Origin of the sequence: Paenibacillus tianjinensis, assembly GCF_017086365.1 — a bacterium.
Classification (GTDB): domain Bacteria; phylum Bacillota; class Bacilli; order Paenibacillales; family Paenibacillaceae; genus Paenibacillus_AQ; species Paenibacillus_AQ tianjinensis.
Genome location: NZ_CP070969.1, coordinates 4,709,455 through 4,728,141 on the forward strand (window position 1 = coordinate 4,709,455; position 18,687 = coordinate 4,728,141).

The 18,687-nt window shown below is 51.5% G+C and carries 17 protein-coding genes; all 17 read right to left on the reverse strand.

Going from position 1 to position 18,687, the window contains the following annotated elements; genetic code table 11:
- Positions 1 to 35 precede the first annotated feature (35 nt).
- The 17 genes from dnaG to floA all read right to left on the reverse strand — a co-directional run bounded on the left by dnaG (position 36) and on the right by floA (position 18,656).
- Complete coding sequence (dnaG, locus tag JRJ22_RS22045; protein WP_206101513.1) at positions 36 to 1,856, reverse strand: DNA primase; 1,821 nt, start codon at positions 1,854 to 1,856, stop codon at positions 36 to 38.
- Between the two features lie 40 nt (positions 1,857 to 1,896).
- Positions 1,897 to 2,376, reverse strand: coding sequence for a YaiI/YqxD family protein (locus tag JRJ22_RS22050; RefSeq protein ID WP_232380922.1), 480 nt, complete (start codon positions 2,374 to 2,376; stop codon positions 1,897 to 1,899).
- A gap of 196 nt (positions 2,377 to 2,572) precedes the next feature.
- A complete protein-coding gene (gene glyS / locus JRJ22_RS22055) occupies positions 2,573 to 4,654 on the reverse strand; it encodes a glycine--tRNA ligase subunit beta (protein WP_206101514.1) in 2,082 nt (693 codons plus the stop codon).
- On the reverse strand, positions 4,647 to 5,534 hold the full coding sequence (glyQ, locus tag JRJ22_RS22060) for a glycine--tRNA ligase subunit alpha (RefSeq protein ID WP_206101515.1): 888 nt from the start codon (positions 5,532 to 5,534) through the stop codon (positions 4,647 to 4,649). Before glyQ ends, glyS begins: the two co-directional genes overlap by 8 nt.
- A gap of 465 nt (positions 5,535 to 5,999) precedes the next feature.
- Positions 6,000 to 6,755, reverse strand: a complete 756-nt coding sequence (recO, locus tag JRJ22_RS22065; protein ID WP_206101516.1) for a DNA repair protein RecO — start codon at positions 6,753 to 6,755, stop codon at positions 6,000 to 6,002.
- A 36-nt stretch (positions 6,756 to 6,791) separates the two neighbouring features.
- On the reverse strand, positions 6,792 to 6,935 hold the full coding sequence (locus JRJ22_RS22070) for a YqzL family protein (RefSeq protein WP_082451906.1): 144 nt from the start codon (positions 6,933 to 6,935) through the stop codon (positions 6,792 to 6,794).
- 153 nt (positions 6,936 to 7,088) lie between these two features.
- On the reverse strand, positions 7,089 to 7,982 hold the full coding sequence (era, locus tag JRJ22_RS22075) for a GTPase Era (protein ID WP_054941788.1): 894 nt from the start codon (positions 7,980 to 7,982) through the stop codon (positions 7,089 to 7,091).
- A 594-nt stretch (positions 7,983 to 8,576) separates the two neighbouring features.
- The gene (locus JRJ22_RS22080; RefSeq protein WP_206101517.1) at positions 8,577 to 8,996 is read right to left on the reverse strand and encodes a cytidine deaminase; all 420 of its coding nucleotides are present in this window, start codon (positions 8,994 to 8,996) and stop codon (positions 8,577 to 8,579) included.
- 349 nt (positions 8,997 to 9,345) lie between these two features.
- Positions 9,346 to 9,741 (reverse strand): diacylglycerol kinase family protein, encoded by a 396-nt coding sequence (locus JRJ22_RS22085; protein ID WP_206101518.1) that lies wholly within the window; start codon positions 9,739 to 9,741, stop codon positions 9,346 to 9,348.
- Complete coding sequence (ybeY, locus tag JRJ22_RS22090) at positions 9,741 to 10,238, reverse strand: rRNA maturation RNase YbeY (protein ID WP_206101519.1); 498 nt, start codon at positions 10,236 to 10,238, stop codon at positions 9,741 to 9,743. The genes JRJ22_RS22085 and ybeY overlap by 1 nt, the downstream gene beginning before the upstream one ends.
- Positions 10,235 to 12,490: an HD family phosphohydrolase gene (locus tag JRJ22_RS22095; protein WP_206101520.1), complete on the reverse strand. Its 2,256-nt coding sequence runs from the start codon at positions 12,488 to 12,490 to the stop codon at positions 10,235 to 10,237. The genes ybeY and JRJ22_RS22095 overlap by 4 nt, the downstream gene beginning before the upstream one ends.
- A gap of 17 nt (positions 12,491 to 12,507) precedes the next feature.
- Positions 12,508 to 13,479 carry a PhoH family protein gene (locus tag JRJ22_RS22100; protein ID WP_206101521.1) on the reverse strand — a complete coding sequence of 324 codons (972 nt, stop codon included), beginning with the start codon at positions 13,477 to 13,479 and terminating at the stop codon, positions 12,508 to 12,510.
- A 15-nt stretch (positions 13,480 to 13,494) separates the two neighbouring features.
- Positions 13,495 to 14,676: a sporulation protein YqfD gene (gene yqfD / locus JRJ22_RS22105; RefSeq protein WP_206101522.1), complete on the reverse strand. Its 1,182-nt coding sequence runs from the start codon at positions 14,674 to 14,676 to the stop codon at positions 13,495 to 13,497.
- Positions 14,673 to 14,966 (reverse strand): sporulation protein YqfC, encoded by a 294-nt coding sequence (gene yqfC / locus JRJ22_RS22110; RefSeq protein ID WP_206101523.1) that lies wholly within the window; start codon positions 14,964 to 14,966, stop codon positions 14,673 to 14,675. The genes yqfD and yqfC overlap by 4 nt, the downstream gene beginning before the upstream one ends.
- Before the next feature lie 192 nt (positions 14,967 to 15,158).
- Positions 15,159 to 16,550 (reverse strand): group II intron reverse transcriptase/maturase, encoded by a 1,392-nt coding sequence (ltrA, locus tag JRJ22_RS22115; RefSeq protein WP_206101524.1) that lies wholly within the window; start codon positions 16,548 to 16,550, stop codon positions 15,159 to 15,161.
- Between the two features lie 467 nt (positions 16,551 to 17,017).
- A complete protein-coding gene (locus JRJ22_RS22120) occupies positions 17,018 to 17,638 on the reverse strand; it encodes a hypothetical protein (protein ID WP_206101525.1) in 621 nt (206 codons plus the stop codon).
- A gap of 16 nt (positions 17,639 to 17,654) precedes the next feature.
- Positions 17,655 to 18,656 (reverse strand): flotillin-like protein FloA, encoded by a 1,002-nt coding sequence (gene floA, locus JRJ22_RS22125; RefSeq protein ID WP_206101526.1) that lies wholly within the window; start codon positions 18,654 to 18,656, stop codon positions 17,655 to 17,657.
- Positions 18,657 to 18,687 lie beyond the last annotated feature (31 nt).

Consider the following 18,687-nt stretch of genomic DNA (forward strand, 5'->3'; position numbering starts at 1 on the left):
GACTCCCTCCTCCCTAGGTACATCCTGTCAAATTCTCACTGTCTCTCTAGGGTTATAATCTCACTTGCTATTTGTGCCGCACGTAAAAAGTCACCGGATTTCTCCGCTTGAATCATCTCTTCACGCTTTTGCTCCATCTTGCGCTGTGTAGGATATTTCTTCACTTCACGGATGCAGTCATCCAGAACCTGCGTATTCCAGTCTGGAGGTGTGTCCATCATGGATATGGCTGTAGCAGTCTTCTCCAGACGGTCATCTTGAAGCGATGACAGAAACCGGCTGATGCCGGGTGGTTTGCCTTGCGCGTAATAGGCATATAGATAAGCGGCAATTGCCGCATGATCATCGATGTTGAACTCTTCTCCGAGGCGTTCGCCTACATAAGCGGCAGCTTCCGGATCCTGAATCATAAAAGACAGCAGGCGCCGTTCTGCAGCATGATAAGCGGGCAGCAAAGTTGGTGTCTGCACTTGCCCTTTTTTATGCCTACCATTATTCCACCTTTTGTCGTTATTATCCCCTTCGGGCATGTTTTTTTGCATCGACGCGCGGAGTAAGTTGCAGTCCTGTTTCAAGCTATCATATGACAGCTCGAGCTCGGAGGATATTTCCCGCAAATAAACTTCCCGCTCTGTGGAGGAATGAAGCGTCGCAATAATCTGGAGTGCTTCCTTAACATAGGCTATTTTGCCGTCTTCCTCTAGGAGTATATGGTTTTTTTTCAGATATATAAGCTTAAATTTTATGGCTGAAACCGCCGAGTCAATCACCTGCTCCATGAACCTTTCCCCGCCATGACGAGAGATAAACTCATCCGGGTCCAGTCCGCTTGGAAGCACGGCAACCTTAACCCTCAGCCCGCTATCCTCCAGCACCGGGATTGCCTTCAGCGCGGCAGCTTGTCCTGCCTTGTCGCCGTCATAGGAGAGAATGACTTCATCTCCCAGACTTTTCAACAGTGCCACATGGCTCTCCGTCAGAGACGTTCCCATTGTAGCTACACCGTTATGCACACCTGCTTCCCAGGCCGAAATGACATCGCCATATCCTTCAAAGAGGACGATTTGCCGCGTTTTGCGGATGGATGCTTTGGACTGGTGCAAATTGTACAGAATCCGGCTCTTGTTAAATAATCTGCTTTCCGGGGAGTTTAAGTATTTTGGCTGACCGTCTCCGAGAATTCTTCCGGCAAAAGCAACTACCTTGCCCGTCCGGTTCGCAATCGGGAAAATGACCCGCCCGCGAAAACGGTCGATATAGCCCTTGCCTTCTCCTCTGGCAGACAGCAGCCCGCCTTTCTCCATTTCGGCGAGATCAAAATTCCGCTTCTCCAGGAATTGCAGCAGCGTATCCCAGCGGTCAGGAGCAAACCCGATCTGGAACTGGTCAATCATTTTGTCGCTGAAGTTTCGGGATCTTAAATAATTCATCGCGGCTGTGCCGTATTCCGTGTTCTTCAGCAGAAAATGATAAAACTTTGCTGACAATTCATAAGCCTGAAGCAGCCGGTCCCGCTCGGGATCGGGTGGAGACAATGGCCCACCTTTGCCCTCGGGAATGGCAATGTCGCTTTCTTCCGCCATTATTCTGACTGCTTCGGGGAAGGATAATCCTTCGATTTCCATCCTGAACTTAATGGCATTACCGCCCATTCCGCAGCCAAAGCAATGAAATACACCCCGGTCAGGGGTCACGGTGAAGGAAGGGGATTTCTCCGAGTGGAACGGGCAGAGGCCCCATAAATATTTCCCCTGCTTAGTTAGATGGACGACCTTGCCGACGGTTTCGACAATATCATGCCGAGCCAGCACGCTCTCGATAACTTCTTCCGGAATATTACCGTGTCCGCTTGCCACTTTTAGCCACCTTCATCTCTTAACAAATAAATATAATTCGCTATAGCTGCACATTCTCCTGCAAAAGTGTTAAAAGTTTTGTCAGTTTATGTTGAAAAAGAATTTTTTCTTCGGCCGTGATCGCTTTTGGTCCTTTGGAATAGTGCCCGCGCCGGCGTTCCACAGCCCTGGCATGCCTGCCTTCCAGCATAAAATCCATCTTTGAATCCTCATATTCCTGTCCGCGGTTTGAAAGCACCCTGCAGCGTTTGCCCAGCGCCAGCGCAGCTAGTCCATAATCCTGCGTGATGACGATATCTCCGGCAGAAATATGATTGGCGATGTACAGATCAGCACTGTCAGCTCCGCGGTCAACCTGCACCACTGCGACACCCTCTTCCGCCTGAAGCACATGGTCAAAGGACGAAACCATCAGGACAGGTACGCCGAAGGAACGTGCAACAGCAGCAATTTCTTTTTTGACCGGACAAGCATCCCCGTCGACCACGATTTTTCTTCCGCCGGGCTTTTCCATGGTCATCACCAAATTCCCGTGTAATATATATACGCTTTACCCAAACCGAAATCCTTCTTTGATAAAGCATAAATACGGAACGAATGTCAACTTACGCATTGGCACCGTTCCGTATATTTATACCCCAAACCATCGATCTATACCATAAGTTACTCAAAATTACAAATTTGCTGTGGCAGCAAAGCTCAAATTCAGCCGGAAATTACCAAACCAGCTTGCCGAAATCGGCAAACACTCTGGAGTCTGCATCTACAGCGGCCAGGAGAGCAAGGCGGTTCGTGCGGATCTGTTCGTCTTCGGCCATAACCATTACGGAATCAAAGAATCCGGTGACGGCATCCTTCAAGCCGGAAAGAATACTCAGCGCTTCTGCGGCATTTCTGGCTGCAAGTGCTTCCTGGTAAGGCGCGTGGATTCCCTGCCATGTCTCATATAGCTTCACTTCGGCTGCTTCTTTCAACAGGGAAGGCTGGATAACGGAACCCTCTGCCGCTTTGGCCGCCAGATTGCTGACACGGGTCAGCGAGTCGACGGTGATTTTGAAATCAGCCTGAGTATTTACAGCCTCTGTGAGTGCACGGCTTCGGTTCACAACATCCACGATGTCATCAAAACCCGCAGCAGTGACAGCTTCCACAACATCGTAGCGGATATTATCATCGGATAACAGGCGCTTCACGCGAAGGCCAAAGAACTCGTAAAGGTTTATACGCAGTTCAGGGGCAAAATGTTTCTCTGTGCGTAAATTTTCATGAACTTCCACGGCTGCAGCGAAAATTTCCTGCAAACTGACCGGCAGCTTATGCTCCAGTACGATTTGCACAATACCTGCCGCCTGGCGGCGCAGCGCGTAAGGGTCCTGAGAACCCGTCGGGATAATGCCGAGCGAGAAGCTTCCGACGATCGTATCGATTTTGTCAGCGAGACTGACGACCATACCCGCCTCCGTCGACGGCACACTGTCTCCGGCAAAACGCGGCTGATAATGCTCGAAAATACCTTTGGCCACATTCTCCGCTTCTCCAGCTTTACGGGCGTAGTCTTCACCCATCGTGCCTTGAAGCTCAGGGAATTCACCCACCATTTGCGTGACAAGGTCGAATTTGCAAATATCCGCGGTACGGCTGACTTCAGCTGCTGCACTTTGAGAGAGTTCAAGCTTAGCTGCGAGCTTGTCGGCAATTGCACGGATTCTGCGTACTTTGTCGCCAACACTGCCCAGTTCAACTTGATACACAATGGTCTCCAGCTTAGCCAGTGCATCGCTGATTTGCAGCTTCTGATCTTCTTCATAGAAGAATTTCGCATCCGATAAACGGGCGCGCAGCACCTTTTCATTTCCTTTGGCAATCACATCAAGCGATTCCGCATTACCATTCCGAACAGTTACGAAGAACGGCAGGAGCTTGCCCGCAGCATCAAATACCGGGAAATACCGCTGATGCTCACGCATCGAGGTAATCAGCACCTCCTGCGGAATGTTCAGGAAGGAAGGATCAAAGGTACCGAACAGTACAGTCGGTGTTTCCACCAGGAACAGCACTTCTTCCAGCAGATCTTCCTTGATTCCGATGGTCCATTCTTTTTCAGCTGCCAGCTTGTTGATCTGATCCAGAATCAGCGTTTCGCGCTCCTTCACATCCACCAGCACGTGCTGCGCCCGCATGGTTTCAACATAAGCAGCAGGTTCTGTAATGACCGTCTCTGCACCGAGAAAACGGTGGCCGCGGCTCACGTTGCCTGCTTGTACACCGGTAATCTCCAGATTGATAATGTCTTGGCCGAACAAGGCAACGAGCCAGCGGATCGGACGGACGAATTTGAAATCATAAGCGCCCCAGCGCATATTTTTCGGGAAGCTCATCGAGCTGACGATGCCTGTAAGTCCCTCGGCAAGCAAAGAGGAGGTCTCTACACCGTCGCTGTTTTTGGTGGCATAGATATACTCCACACCAGCCAGTTCCTTAAAGGTGAATTGGTCGGGTGATACCCCCTGGCTGCGGGCAAAACCAAGTGCCGCCTTGCTCCATTCGCCGCTGGCATCCAGTGCGATTTTGCGTGACGGGCCTTTCACTTCTTCACTGATATCCGCCTGTTTCTCAGCTGCATCTTTCACCAGTACAGCGAGTCTACGCGGGGTGGCATAGGCGGTTACTCCGCTGTGCTCAATGCGCGAAGCTTCCAGCCATTTGGCTGTTTTGTCCTGAAGCTGCTCCATCGCCGCCCGGATAAAGCGCGCCGGAATTTCCTCCAGACCAATTTCGAACAAGATATCTTTAGACATGTTCTACACCTTCTTTCTTCAGCAGCGGGAAGCCCAGCTTCTCGCGTTCCTCCAGATATGTCGCCGCAACGGTACGGGCCAGATTCCGCACTCTTGTAATGAAGCCTGTACGTTCAGTAACACTAATGGCCCCGCGCGCATCCAAAAGGTTGAAGGTATGCGAGCATTTCAGCACATAGTCATAGGCCGGGAATACCAGATGGTTCTCCATGGCTCTGCGGGCTTCTTGTTCGTAGGTGTTGAACAGGGTGAACAGCATCTGGACATCAGATACTTCAAAGGTATAGGTAGAATGCTCCACCTCCGGCTGATGGAATACATCACCGTAGGTCATTCCGTCTACCCACTCGAGATCGAATACATTTTCCTTCTCCTGAATGTAAGAAGCCAGACGCTCCATACCGTAAGTGATTTCTACGGCTACCGGACTGGTCTCAATTCCGCCCACCTGCTGGAAATAGGTAAACTGCGTAATTTCCATACCGTCCAGCCATACTTCCCAGCCGAGGCCTGCACAGCCCAGTGACGGGTTCTCCCAGTTATCTTCAACGAAGCGGATATCATGCAAGAGTGGATCTACACCCAGCGCCTTCAGACTTTCCAGATACAGCTCCTGGATGTTGTCCGGTGAAGGCTTGATGATTACCTGGAATTGGTGATGCTGGTACAACCGGTTCGGGTTCTCGCCATAACGTCCGTCCGACGGACGGCGGGAAGGCTCAACATAAGCTACTTTCCACGGCTCCGGTCCAAGCGAACGCAAAAACGTCATAGGGTTCATCGTGCCCGCCCCTTTTTCCGTATCATACGGCTGGACGAGGATACAGTTCTGTTCTGCCCAGAACTGCTGCAGCGTCAAAATCATCTGCTGAAAGTTCATACTACCGACTCCTTCGCTTTACAAGTTTGGTGGCAGTCTCTGCCATGAAGCTTCTTACTGTGCCGCGATGGAGGCGGCGCTCTTATAAGCCTGCAGCGTAGGCCCGAAGGTCCGCCACAAGGCAAAAAAGCTCCCGCCCCCATGCCTGATTTCCAGACATAGGGACGAGAGCTTAACATATACTCCCGCGGTTCCACCCTACTTGATTACGCACTGCGTCCCCGGCCATTTCGGCTCAGTAATACGCAAGTTGACGAAATCCACTTTTCATTCTGCCGTCTCCGTACTCCCGGGTGCCTTGTTCATGAACATTGTGCTGCCAGGCTTCCACTATCCCCGGCTCGCTTAAGCGACAACTGGCGTCCACTACTTTCCCGATCACTGCACGTCTCCAAATCTTCGGAGTAACATCGGCTGTAAATTAAAAAGAAACTGATCCCATAGTAACGGATAATTTAAGATTCGTCAAATATTGTATTTATCAAGCTGGTCAAGGAAACCTTGCGACTTCAATTTCAGCCCCAGCTGCACATCCATAAACGCCCGCATTACTTTTTTAAGCTCACTGCGGGTGGCTTCCTTCACATCCACATTGCCGAGGCGTGTCAGATCAAGGGCTGCAAACAGGCGAAGCAGCTTAAGCGCACGGGGAGAAATCTCCATCGCCGGCGGGTCATTGTGCCTGCAGCTGCGGCATAATACCCCGCCGAGGCGGGGGCTGACGCGCAGTTCTTCATCAGGCTTGTCCAGCCCGCAGGCAATACAATGATCGAGTTCCGGCCCGTATCCCGCAGCCTGCAGTATTTTCATCTCAAATACATTAAGAATGACACCGGGTTCCTTATCTTCTTCAAGTGCATTCAAACACGCCGACAGCTGCCGGAACCAGAAGCTGCCGGTTTCCTCCTCATGCAGCACACGGTCAAGCAGTTCGCATGCATATGAAGCATAGGCTGCTTTGATCAAATCTGTCCGCAGCGAATGATGGGACTGTGTTATTTCTCCTGCGTTCAGGGTCCCTAACCCCCCATTGTTGCGGAAAAATACAAATTCCCCAACCGTGAACAGCTGGATTAGCGCAGCATGGCGGCTTTTAACCTTCTTGGCACCGCGGACGAGAACGCCTACTTTACCGGCGTTCTCGGTGCAAAGCGTAATAATGGCGTTCCCTTCACCGTAGTCCATGCTGCGGATGACGATCCCTTCCACCCTGTGTAGCATGCCTCTTCCCCCAACCATTCGGCAAGCAACCAGTCCTTATTGCGCTTCTTCATCAAGGGCCTTCTCTTCCTCCGCTAGCAGCGGTCCGCCTTCTTCAAGCGGATCTCCGGCTTCTCTATACAGCAGATAAGCATCGACATCTCCAGTCTTTGCAAAATACTTCCACGAAAAGTCTCGCATTCGTATTCATCCTTTCTTCGGAAACACGATGTCTCTTCAGAAATAGGATGTGCGCTAAGCGGAGGTTTATCCTTGCAATTCCTGCCAAGCAGAAACGGCCTGCCGTCCTGCTTGGCAGGCGGGGCCGTTTCAAGAAGCTGCGGAGCCTAAGTTTTAAAGGTCTTTGTGGAAGCCCAAATCGCGCAGAACGCGTTCCTGATTGCGCCAGTCTTTTTTTACTTTTACCCATAGCTCTAAGAAAATCTTCGAACCCAGCAGGTTCTCGATATCCGTGCGGGCCCGTCTGCCGACTTCCTTCAGCATCGCCCCCTGTTTGCCGATGATAATCCCCTTTTGGGAATCGCGCTCGACAAAAATAACCGCGTTAATATGCACTACGCCATTAGGCTCTACGCGCATATCCTCGATGGCCACTGCAATGGAATGCGGCACCTCTTCACGGGTCATGTGGAGAATTTTCTCACGGATCAGCTCGGCGCAGACAAACTGCTCCGGATGGTCGGTAATCTGGTCATCTGGATAATACTGAGGACCCTCCGGCAGATATTTGGCCACCTGATCCAGCAGCGTATTGACATTACTGCCGAGTTTGGCGGAAATCGGTACGATTTCAGCGAACTCATGCAGCTTGTTGTACTGTGCAATCAGCGGAAGCAGTGCTTCCGGTTCGATTTTGTCGATCTTATTAAGCACTAAAATAACAGGTGTCTTAACGCCGCTAAGTTGCTCAGCGATAAAGCGGTCACCGCCGCCCAGACCCTCTGAAGCATCCACCAGGAACAGTACCGCTTCCACTTCATGCAGCGTGCTCATCGCCGTCTGGTTCATGTAATCGCCCAGCTTCGACTGTCTTTTATGGATACCCGGTGTGTCCAGGAATACGATCTGTGAATTGTTCGCCGTATACACCCCGTGAATTTTGTTTCTTGTGGTCTGCGGCTTGTCCGACATGATGGCAATTTTTTGACCAATCACCTGGTTCATGAGTGTCGATTTGCCTACGTTCGGTCTGCCGATAATGGCGACAAACCCTGATTTGAATTTCATATGATCTTCCTTCCACTGGTGAAAAATAATTTAAAAAGTGTTTTTATTCTATAAGCTTTGATTCAAAACCTTGATTCAAAACCTTGATCCAAAACCTTGATTCAAAACCTTGATTCAAAACCTTTTCGATCCCCCTAAATCCCCCTTAGCAAGGGGGATCCCAAGGGCCCCGGCCCTCTGGACACCCGGAATTGGCGTAGGAGCAGGAATCGGCGCACGGATCAGTAAAGTGGTGCATGGAGCGCTTTCGTTCCCTCCGGGAACACGCTGGACAGCGGCGTGAATTGATTAGTTAACTGACATTCGCTTGGAGCGCACCATCAGCACTCGGTCGATACTTTTAGTCGATACTTTAATTGTATTTTGTACAGTTATTTCAGATTGAATCTGCAACTTTCTCATTTAGCTGTATTTCTTGCAGTTATTTTTGGAAATTTGGGCGATTCACTGGCAAATTGGCAAATATAACTGCAGAAGCTGCAATTAAATTCGAATACTGCGCAAAGTTTGGCTTACTTAACGGTACCTTGTGCAATTAAAACGAAAGTACACTACATTGCGGCTACTGAATTCCGCCGGCTATGTAGAGCTGATTTATTCAGGAGCCTGCCCCTGCTCCAGATCAGCCGGGCCAAACGCGCCGGGAAGCAAGTCGCGCACCGTTGTTTCGACGATATCGCCCTTCAGGTTGCCCAGAATAACTTTCATATCGGGACCGCACAGTTCAACCATGACCTGGCGGCAGACGCCGCAGGGCGATACAGGTCCGTCAGTATCAGCAACGACGGCAATCGCTTGGAAGGTGCCGGGTTTGTGGCCGTCTGCAATGGCGCGGAACATTGCTGTACGCTCACCGCAGTTCGTCGGGCCGTAGGCCGCATTCTCGATATTGCAGCCATGATGGACATGGCCGTCCTGATCCAGCAGCGCCGCACCGACTCCGAAACGGGAATAAGGTATATATGCATTAGCTCTTGCCTTGATCGCTTCCTGAAGAAGTTGAGCAGATTCCATAGTGGCCCTCCTAAAAGTTTTGTCAGCATATTCTACTTGGATTACTTCGTACAAAACTGGCTTCGTAAGCATTCACTTAGTTTTGTCAGCATATTCTACTTGGTTTTACTACATACAAAACTGGCTTCGCAAACCTCCGCTCAGTTTGTTTTGTTAGACTTCTGATCATTTTTCATCAGCAGGCAACCATGCTATTATAAGCCGTCCTATTTGAGATTTGCCCCTATACACACCTTTGAAATTGGGCTCTTCTACAGCATATTTGCTTCGAAAGAGAACGGCCTAACTAAAGATGACGGAGGGCAAAAAAGCCGGTCCGCCTCTTAGGTCAGCTGAAGTTGTAAACTGATTATGACATAAGTCCGGCGATCCAGTCCATCACAGGATGATAAAAAACATAGATTCCGACGATAACAGCAAAGACCGCCGTAAGCAGCACAGCTCCTGCGGCGGTATCTTTGGCAGTCTTAGCCAGGGGATGAATATCCGGCGACACCAGATCAACCGTCGCTTCAATAGCCGTGTTCAACAGCTCTGTGCTCAGAACAAGCGTAATTGCCAGCAGCAGCATCATCCAGCTTGAAGGAGGAAGCCGAAAAAAAGCGGCGGCGGCCAGCACAATAACAGCCAGGCCGCAATGCACCTTCATGTTCAGCTCGGATTTGAACGCTGAGGCTATGCCGTGCGCAGCAAATCGAAAAGAATGCCAGAATTTTTTGTGGCCCACCGCCGTATTTTTGACCATTAGCGGGTCAACCCCACCTGAGCCAGTACATGCTCCTGTTTGGACATCATCTCGGCCTCCGAAGCCGCATCCTGATGATCATAGCCCAGCAGATGCAAAAAACCGTGAACGAACAGGAATCCAAGCTCCCGTTCCAGAGAATGCCCGTACTCCAAAGCCTGCTCCTGCGCCCGTGTAACAGAGATAATAATATCTCCCAGCGCGTTCGGCACATCCCCAAGTTCATCATTTTCCTCAAATGCATATATAATCTCCGGCTCATCTTCTCCGGTTTCGTTCATCGCAAAGGAAAGCACATCCGTCGGACGGTCAATCCCCCTGTATTCGCGGTTCAGTTCATGAATGCGCTCATTATCGACAAAAGTTAGGTCCACCTCACCTTTTTCAATCCCTTCGGCTTCCCCCGCTTTTTGCAGAATACTCTCCAGCAGTGCGATAAGACCGTCATTGATTTCGTATTCTTCCTGTTCATTGCTCCAATTGATGGCTAAACTCATGTAGTAGCCGCCCCTTCCTCTTTCTTCGGTTTCTTCACTTCCTCAGGATATTCGATCCGTGAGTGAAAAATCCCCATTACCGTTTCTTTAAGCGTCCGCGCGATAATGTCCAATTCCTTGATAGTCAAGTCACATTCGTCGAATTGGTGATCGTCCAGACGGCTCTTAATAATCTTCTCGATCATCGTCTCCACCTGCACAACGGTCGGCTTGCGGAGCGAACGGACAGCAGCCTCCACACTGTCAGCAATTCCGACCACGGCTGCTTCTTTAGACTGTGCCTTAGGTCCGGAATAGCGGAAATCCTCTTCGGTGAAATCCGGCTCAATGCCTTTTTCCTCCGCCAGTTTTAGTGCTTTATGATAAAAATAATGCAGGAACGTCGTGCCGTGATGCTGTTCCGCAATATCGCGGATCGGTTTAGGCAGCTTATACTCCTTGAGCATTTCCACCCCGTCACGGGCATGAGCCACAATGATTGATTTACTGAGCGCCGGTTCAATCGAATCATGCGGATTCTCCATATTGTTCTGGTTCTCGATAAAGTAAAACGGCCGCTTCGTCTTGCCGATATCATGATAGTAGGAGCCGACGCGGCACAGCAGGCCATCCGCACCTATCGCCTCTGCCGCAGCTTCCGACAGGTTGCCGACCATTACGCTGTGATGATACGTTCCCGGTGTTTCGGTAAGCAGCTTACGGAGCAGCGGATGATTCGGGTTGGACAGCTCGACCAGCTTCAGCGCCGATAAAATGCCGAAGGTAGCCTCGAAGAACGGCATCAGGCCGATCACCAGCACCGCTGTCAGCAGACCGCTGGCAAAAGCAAAACCCACCTCATATAAGGTCTGTGTATCATTCCATTCCCCGCCTCCCAGCAGTTTCAGCATAAATACTGTTACACAGCCGAACAAGGAGACCATAATTCCGCCTTTCAGCAGGGTGGAGCGCTGTCCGGCGCGGTGGGTTGCAAAAATGGCGACATACGAAACTACCAGCGCAAAGAAGCCGAAGGTAAAGTCAAAAACCGTATTCTGCTGCACATTCAGAATAATGCTTGAGAGCACACTGAACAAAATGGAGCAGAAATAAGCCAGGGTCATATCCAGCAGCATGGCAATCAGCATCGCCCCGATCGCGACCGGAGCCAGGAAGCCCACATAAGACCGGACATCGGTCTGCAGGAACGCGGCAAGCCGCATGGTGAAGATGGTTATGATAAAGACGAGCACCAGCATCAGCAGCTGGGAGTTATTATACTTAAAACCGGAGGTGCCTCCGGAATAGCGGATAAATACCATTAATCCTGCCGAGAGCATGATCGACAGCAGCAGCAGCCCGAATTGCGGCCAATAGTTGACTTCATTGCTGAGCAGTCCGTTTTCATCCAGCAGCGCGTATAAATCTGGCGTAATTGTCTCCCCTTTGGATACAAGCACATCCCCCTGCTCAATAAACACATCCGGCGTATTCTCCCGGGCCTGCACCTTTGCTTCCTTGGTGGCTTCCTCGTCAAAGAACTTATTCGGCATAATAACAAGCCGCACCAGCTCCTGCGTAACCTCACGCGCTGTGCGTTGGCTAAGCGAACTGACGCTGACCTGTTCTGCTACCTTGGCGCGCACCGTCTGGGCGTCAACGATTTGATCGTTCATCAGCTTAATCACAATTTCCCGGGCAACCTGCTTCATTTCGATGATGTCCTGGGAGGTCAGACGCGGGATTTTGATATAAGTCTCTTCCGGAATGGTATAAGCCTGCTCAGCGATGACCGACTGTATTTCATCCAGGAGTGTATCGGAATAAGTGCCTGAATTACGGCTTGAATTGATAAAATTCAGGATAAAGTCATTAGCCCGCTGGGGAATCACATCTTTGTAGATACCGACCTTATCGCTTTGTGAAATCAGATCATCCTGATTAAGGCTGTCAATCCGGTCCAGCAGCGAGGTGACCAGACTGTCGGCTCTGATCGGAATAATCTCATACTTGTTGGGTACACTCTCGGCAGCCGCCTCCTGGGCCTTCAGCTTAGCCTTATTATCAAGGATTTGCTTGGGGGCCGTAATTTCTTTGGCGCTGGTGGTATTCACTTTTATATCATAACGTTTGGGCAGCAGATCAGAAGAGAGACTGAAATAGAAGACAATCCCCAATAACAGGAAAAGAGCATAGCGCGTTGCCGCGCTATACTTCCATCCGGTATTGCTATATACAAATCCGCTTAATTTCGATGGTTGCTTTGAAGCCATGAGGACAGTCCCCTTTGTTAGTCGAGGTTTTCGGCAGAGCGGTCATAGGCTACGATAATTTTCTGCACCAGGGAGTGCCTTACTACATCCTGTTCTGCAAAATAAACAAAACCCAATTCCTCAATGCCGGATAAAATCGCCTTAGCTTCGATTAATCCCGATTTCTTGCCGCGCGGCAGGTCAATCTGGGTGACGTCTCCAGTGATCACCATCTTCGAGCCGAACCCAAGCCGGGTCAAAAACATTTTCATTTGCTCGGGGGTTGTATTCTGGGCTTCATCCAGGATGATAAACGAATCATCAAGCGTACGTCCCCGCATATAGGCAAGCGGTGCAATTTCAATTAATCCCCGCTCTAGTGCCTTGGCCACCTGATCTGGTCCCATAACGTCATACAAGGCGTCGTAAAGCGGACGAAGATACGGGTCTACCTTCTCCTGCAAATCGCCAGGAAGAAAGCCCAGACTCTCCCCTGCCTCAACGGCCGGGCGGGTAAGCACAATACGCTTCACAGAACCCTCTTTGAGGGCTGTAACGGCAAGTACAACGGCAAGGTAGGTCTTGCCTGTTCCTGCCGGACCGATACCAAAGACGATATCGCGTTTCTTAATGGTAGTAACATAGTGCTTCTGGCCAATGGTTTTGACACGGATCGGCTTGCCGCGGAAAGTGGTTGTGATTTCACCCTTGAACAGGTCAAGCAGCTGATCGGCGCGAAAATCCTTAGCCAGCTCTACCGCATATTGAATGTCCCGTTCACTGAGTATGTAACCGCTGCGAACCAGGGACAGCAGAACGCCAAATAATTGCCCCAGCATGTCCACTTCGCGCTCCGCCCCGCGTATCGTAACCTCCGCCTCACGCGAGTCAATGACCGCCGGAATTTCACTTTCGATTATTTTAAGGAATCCATCCTGCGGGCCGAACAGGGATTGCGCTTCTCCCGCATTTTGCAAAGATATACGAATGCTTGCAGTCTGTTCTGACAAGTAGCCTCATTCTCCTCAGTTGTTTACTATCGGAAGTTCTTCCGCAATTTTCTCTTCCACTTCAAACAGCACTTTTATATAAACTTTACCATTGTCTTTCTTCTCATGCAAAATTTTTTGACTTTTTATGGTGCTGTCAGCGCCGTAACGGGCCAAAATATCATTTTTTGCCCGTGCAATCCCGTCTGCCCTGGCCTCTTCGGCCGTTTTTTCCGAAGACGTGTATTGGATCTGCAGCTCCTTCTCCGTCATCACCCCGAGCGGCAGCCGCAGGGACCGCCAGGTGAGCATATTATTCTCTGTAAGCGTGCGTGATTTATCAAAACCGGATTTCCCGTAGCCCCACAACTGGACCGCCCATTTACCCAGCACTAGGTAAGTGCGGTCTTTCCGTTCCCCGGTATAGGAGCTGCTTGTCGTTTTCAGGGGAACCTCGATATTGTATTCATGCCAGACAAGGCCCTTTACCTCTCCTTTAGCCACTACATACTCTATATTCTCCTCATCACCCAAAGCTCCGGAGATCAATATCTGCCCTTTTTTGACCCGGGAATGGATGCCCACCACCGGTCTGCCCTGCTCGGCATAAATTCCGGTAACCACAGCATCAGTTCTGCTGACCAAATGGCGCTGGCTTAACAGAGGCTTATTCTCCGGCCGGTCAGCCTCGACTACCTGAATCGTAATGCTCGTCCCCGTCCGCTCCACACCGACCCATGAAATACCCGGGACACGGGAAGCCAGCTTTTTGGAGAGCTTGTCCGGATCTTCCATACGCCAAATCCACTGGTACGGATATACGCCCTCCTGGCGGGCAGCAGCTAATATGTCATCGGAGGCAATCAGCTTATTTCCTTCAACCCGGATGGTCCAGACCATCGAACAAAACAGCAGAAGTGTAACCCCAAACAGGAGTATACCTGCGGCAAAAAGCTTGCGTCTCCACAGCCGTGCCGCCCTGAAGGGAAGTCCGTTCCTGGCGGTGACATGCATGCGGCAGCCTGTCTTTTTCAGGAGCGGCCGGAGAGCAAAAAAGTCATTCAGCAAGAGATTCAGGGAAGCGCCGTCTCCGGCAGGCTTCACCTCCCAGATGACGATGCCGGCTTCGGCTACGGCATTGATAAACTTTTCCACCTGCGGTCCCGTCACATGCAGTGTAACGAACCCCCGCAATGTTGACAGAGGCGGCTCTTTCATGGTTTCTCCTCGCTTCCCTTATATCTGATTTCACCGATAATGCCTTCAACAGCCAGCTCCTGGCCGAGTATGTTCCGGATCATAAGCCCCTCCCCGGAAATTTCCAGTGAACCATTCACTAACGCGATCGTAAGCTGTCCAGAGGAAAAGTTCAGCACACCGCGGTGATTCTCAATGTATAGCTCCTTATTGCCGATCAGGGTGATCCGGGGCAACTCCTGCAGCACATCCTGCGGAAGATCCAGTACCCCGTTTGTCCATCCCCGCAGCCTGCGGCCGATACGGGTCATATGTAGACTTCTCCCCCTTCCTGCCTTCTGTACACCATATGCGGAGATACCGTTTTTTATGAGCAGAAGTCACATGGGAAGCGAGATTCGTGGGGCCTTCGGAGCCCGGAAAAATCGAGTAGGAGGGGGCGGCTAACCCCCGTCCTCTCACACCACCGTACATGCGGGTCCGCATACGGCGGTTCCAAAAGGTTAACAAAGCTCCAAGTAACGTGAAAGCAAACTTTTCAGCCCTTTCCCTTCCCAGTAGGAAGTGGGAAGGGCATTATTTGTGTTCCGGGACATTTCCCATGCGCCTCGCCGTGAGTTTGCCATTGTGAAACAGGCCCACTCGGGCACCCCAAGCGCCCGGAGTTCGCGGATTCGTGTGCGCACTCGTTTCCATTGTTTCCACAGGCACATTCGCAGCCTCCTCCGAATCCATTGGTCCAGCGTTTGGAGGTGTTTCTTCGCCGACGCCAGATGGAAATAGCCAAGCCACCCCATCACATACCGGTTCACTTGGCGAATTCGCTCTTCCATGGAAATGGACCACGTTCGATTCGTTAGTTCACGGATTCTTTCCTTGAATCGCGAGATTGTTTTCGGAGCTAATCGAATCGTTGCCTGCTTCTGACTCAGGAAACTGAAACCTAAGAACTTTCGGTGCCACGGTCTTGCTACCGCACTTTTATCCCGGTTCACTTTCAGTTTCAGCTTTCCTTCTACAAATCGGCTAACCGATTCCATGACCCGTTCGCCCGCTCGTTTACTCGCCACAAAGATATTACAGTCGTCCGCATAGCGTACAAAACGCAGCCCGCGTCCGGCCAATTCCTTATCCAGATCGTCCAGTAGAATGTTTGCCAAAAGCGGACTGAGCGGACCGCCTTGGGGCGTTCCTTCCCGGCTACGTTCCAGCTTTCCGTTCACCATAACTCCGGCGTTCAGATACGCACGAATCAGGATCAGTACTCTTTTGTCTATCACTTTCCGCGCCACTCTTGCCATCAGCATGTCGTGGTTTATCCGGTCAAAGAATTTCTCCAGATCGAGGTCTATGACCCACCGGAGGCCACTTTGGATATATCTTTGCGCTTGTTTCACGGCGTCATGTGCACTTTTCCCCGGTCGAAAGCCATAGCTATACCAGGAGAACTCTGCGTCAAAGATCGGGTTCATGACTTGTAGAAGCGCCTGCTGGAGAAAACGGTCCATAACGGTTGGGATGCCTAGTAGCCTTACACCGCCTCCGGGTTTGGGGATTTCCACCCGTTTGACTGACGCAGGTCTGTAAGCCCCCGCTAGAAGTTCGGCTTTCACCGATTCCCAATGTGTTTTCAAATAAGCTTGTAGATTCGCTACCGTTACATTGTCCACACCGGGCGCTCCTCCGTTTTGTACCACTCGTTTATACGCGAGCCGAAGGTTGTCTCCTTCGAGCATTCGCTCCAGCAAGTTGCTCTCTGCTTCGCGAGAGGAAGGGGCGATTTGTGCCGACGAAGAACTCGGCGCTCCGGCATACCCTGGCGGCTTCACCGCTTCTCTTTGCCGTAAGCTCTCTTGCGAGATATTCTGCTGTCTTTGCACTTCATGCGAACGCATCGGTTTCCTCTCTCCTTTCGGTTCAGCCCTTCCGTAAACGCTGCAGCAGTTTACGTACTATGGCCTCTGCTGACTCCTGCCGGTTCAGCGCAGCCTCTCGGCTACGGTTACAAGTTTTTTTTTTTTTCCTTGCCCCTCCGGCAGGCCTCCCCAGATAAGAACGTCATCTTTCCGCCCGCACCTGCCCAAGTTTACGGCTGCAGCCCTTGGCAGCTTTGGATTTTGTCATGTATGGGTGACTCATCCGGCTGCAACCGCCTCAAATTGGATTCGTGTACCTCAGGTCGTGCTTTTGCCTCCGGCTTCCTTCAGATTCCGCCTCACGGTGGACACCCTTGCCCTTGGCTAACGGTAGGCGCTTGCCAGCCCCCGCTCGGGACTTTCACCCTAGAGATGACGCCCATGCTGGGCGTACCACAAAAAAGCCTTCGGGACCTTTAAAGGCCCCGGAGGCTTTACCAAAATCTTTATCTGCGGGTAGAATGCGGCCGCCGGGAACGCGGGGGGCTGAGAATTTCCGACCAGACCAGCCCATTCTGCAGGGCTTGACGGTTGGTTGCCAGACTGCTCCGGAGAGGGGCTGACGATGTGCCGTTCTGCTCACGGGCCGCCTCAGCGCCTCCTAAGCCCTCTTCCTTCACCTGACCAGCCATACCGTCAAATGAGGCCTGCAGCCGCTCCAGCTCGCGCTGCATACGCTCTGTACGCGCCTGTACGCTGTCTTCTCTATCTTCGGACTGCTCCAGAGACATTCCTTCGCCTGTCTCATAATCGGGTGTGGGAATCTGCGGAGATTCTCTCCATGCCGGAGAGAGCTCATGGTCATGCTCCTCATAAGACGCCGTTGACCGTCCAGGGTACGAGGAGGAACCTCCAGGCGCCGGGAACCCGCTGCCCGAGGCTGGCGGACGCACGACCTCCCGGTCAGGCTCAGGCTGCCGTGCCCGGCGAAGCGGAGCATCTCCGCCTCCTCCAAAGGCAGGCATGCCGCCACGCGCGTTAGGCTTTTTCTTATTCTTAGCCGCTTTATTCACATTGGAAACGATCGCGATAAGGATAATCGCGGCGATATAAATCAAACTGCCCATGGGAACTCACATCCCCTTATTTATTGGTCGGACGGTTCGAATCGTCCCCATCATTGAATTTACCGAGCGAGCCGCGCATCTGCGTGTCGGCCTCGATATTCTTGAGATTCATGTAATCCATAACGCCAAGCTGTCCGCCACGCAGCGCTTCCGCCATAGCCAGCGGTACCTGGGATTCGGCTTCTACGACCAGCGCCTTCATCTCAACGACCCGGGCCTTCATTTCCTGTTCATGGGCCACCGCCATTGCTCTGCGTTCTTCCGCCTTAGCCTGTGCAATACGTTTGTCTGCTTCTGCCTGCTCCGTCTGCAGATAAGCACCGATATTCTTGCCGACATCGACATCCGCAATATCGATCGAGAGAATCTCAAATGCGGTACCGGAGTCGAGGCCTTTCGACAGAACGGTCCGTGAAATCGAATCCGGGTTCTCCAGCACGTCCTTATGAGAATTACTTGAACCTACCGTAGTGACAATCCCTTCACCGACACGTGCAATAATTGTTTCCTCACCCGCACCGCCGACCAGACGGTCGATATTAGCCCGGACTGTTACACGTGCTTTAACCTTCACTTCGATCCCGTTCTTGGCAACCGCAGCGACAATCGGCGTCTCAATGACACGCGGATTAACACTCATTTGTACAGCCAGGAGCACGTCACGTCCCGCCAGATCAATCGCAGCAGCCCGCGTGAACTCCAGCGGAATATCGGCCCGCTGGGCGGCGATAAGCGCATTAACAACCCGGTCAACGTTACCGCCGGCCAGGTAATGGCTCTCCAGCTGATTGATATTAAGGCCTAATCCGGCCTTCGTTGCCTTAATCAGAGGATTGACAATCCGGCTCGGAGTTACCCGGCGCAGCCTCATCGCCACCAGTGTAATAATACTGATTCTTACACCGGATGCCCATGCCGAAATCCACAGCATAACCGGGAAGAAGCTGAAGAACACACTCAAAACAATGATCACGACAACCGCGATCAGCAAAATAGGAATCAAAGACGCTTCACCCATACTCTTTCTCAACCTCCGCTACTTTTTTAAA

Excerpts from the sequence above, each read along its gene's own strand:
- JRJ22_RS22050 (WP_232380922.1), bottom strand. The coding sequence starts at position 2,376 with ATGACCATGGAAAAGCCCGGCGGAAGAAAAATCGTGGTCGACGGGGAT.
- era (WP_054941788.1), bottom strand. The coding sequence starts at position 7,982 with ATGAAATTCAAATCAGGGTTTGTCGCCATTATCGGCAGACCGAACGTA.
- JRJ22_RS22085 (WP_206101518.1), bottom strand. The coding sequence starts at position 9,741 with ATGGTCAAAAATACGGCGGTGGGCCACAAAAAATTCTGGCATTCTTTT.
- glyQ (WP_206101515.1), bottom strand. The coding sequence starts at position 5,534 with ATGAACTTTCAGCAGATGATTTTGACGCTGCAGCAGTTCTGGGCAGAA.
- floA (WP_206101526.1), bottom strand. The coding sequence starts at position 18,656 with ATGGGTGAAGCGTCTTTGATTCCTATTTTGCTGATCGCGGTTGTCGTG.
- yqfD (WP_206101522.1), bottom strand. The coding sequence starts at position 14,676 with ATGAAAGAGCCGCCTCTGTCAACATTGCGGGGGTTCGTTACACTGCAT.
- ltrA (WP_206101524.1), bottom strand. The coding sequence starts at position 16,550 with ATGCGTTCGCATGAAGTGCAAAGACAGCAGAATATCTCGCAAGAGAGC.
- ybeY (WP_206101519.1), bottom strand. The coding sequence starts at position 10,238 with ATGAGTTTAGCCATCAATTGGAGCAATGAACAGGAAGAATACGAAATC.
- JRJ22_RS22120 (WP_206101525.1), bottom strand. The coding sequence starts at position 17,638 with ATGGGCAGTTTGATTTATATCGCCGCGATTATCCTTATCGCGATCGTT.
- JRJ22_RS22095 (WP_206101520.1), bottom strand. The coding sequence starts at position 12,490 with ATGGCTTCAAAGCAACCATCGAAATTAAGCGGATTTGTATATAGCAAT.
- JRJ22_RS22080 (WP_206101517.1), bottom strand. The coding sequence starts at position 8,996 with ATGGAATCTGCTCAACTTCTTCAGGAAGCGATCAAGGCAAGAGCTAAT.
- recO (WP_206101516.1), bottom strand. The coding sequence starts at position 6,755 with ATGCTACACAGGGTGGAAGGGATCGTCATCCGCAGCATGGACTACGGT.
- glyS (WP_206101514.1), bottom strand. The coding sequence starts at position 4,654 with ATGTCTAAAGATATCTTGTTCGAAATTGGTCTGGAGGAAATTCCGGCG.
- JRJ22_RS22070 (WP_082451906.1), bottom strand. The coding sequence starts at position 6,935 with ATGCGAGACTTTTCGTGGAAGTATTTTGCAAAGACTGGAGATGTCGAT.
- yqfC (WP_206101523.1), bottom strand. The coding sequence starts at position 14,966 with ATGACCCGTATCGGCCGCAGGCTGCGGGGATGGACAAACGGGGTACTG.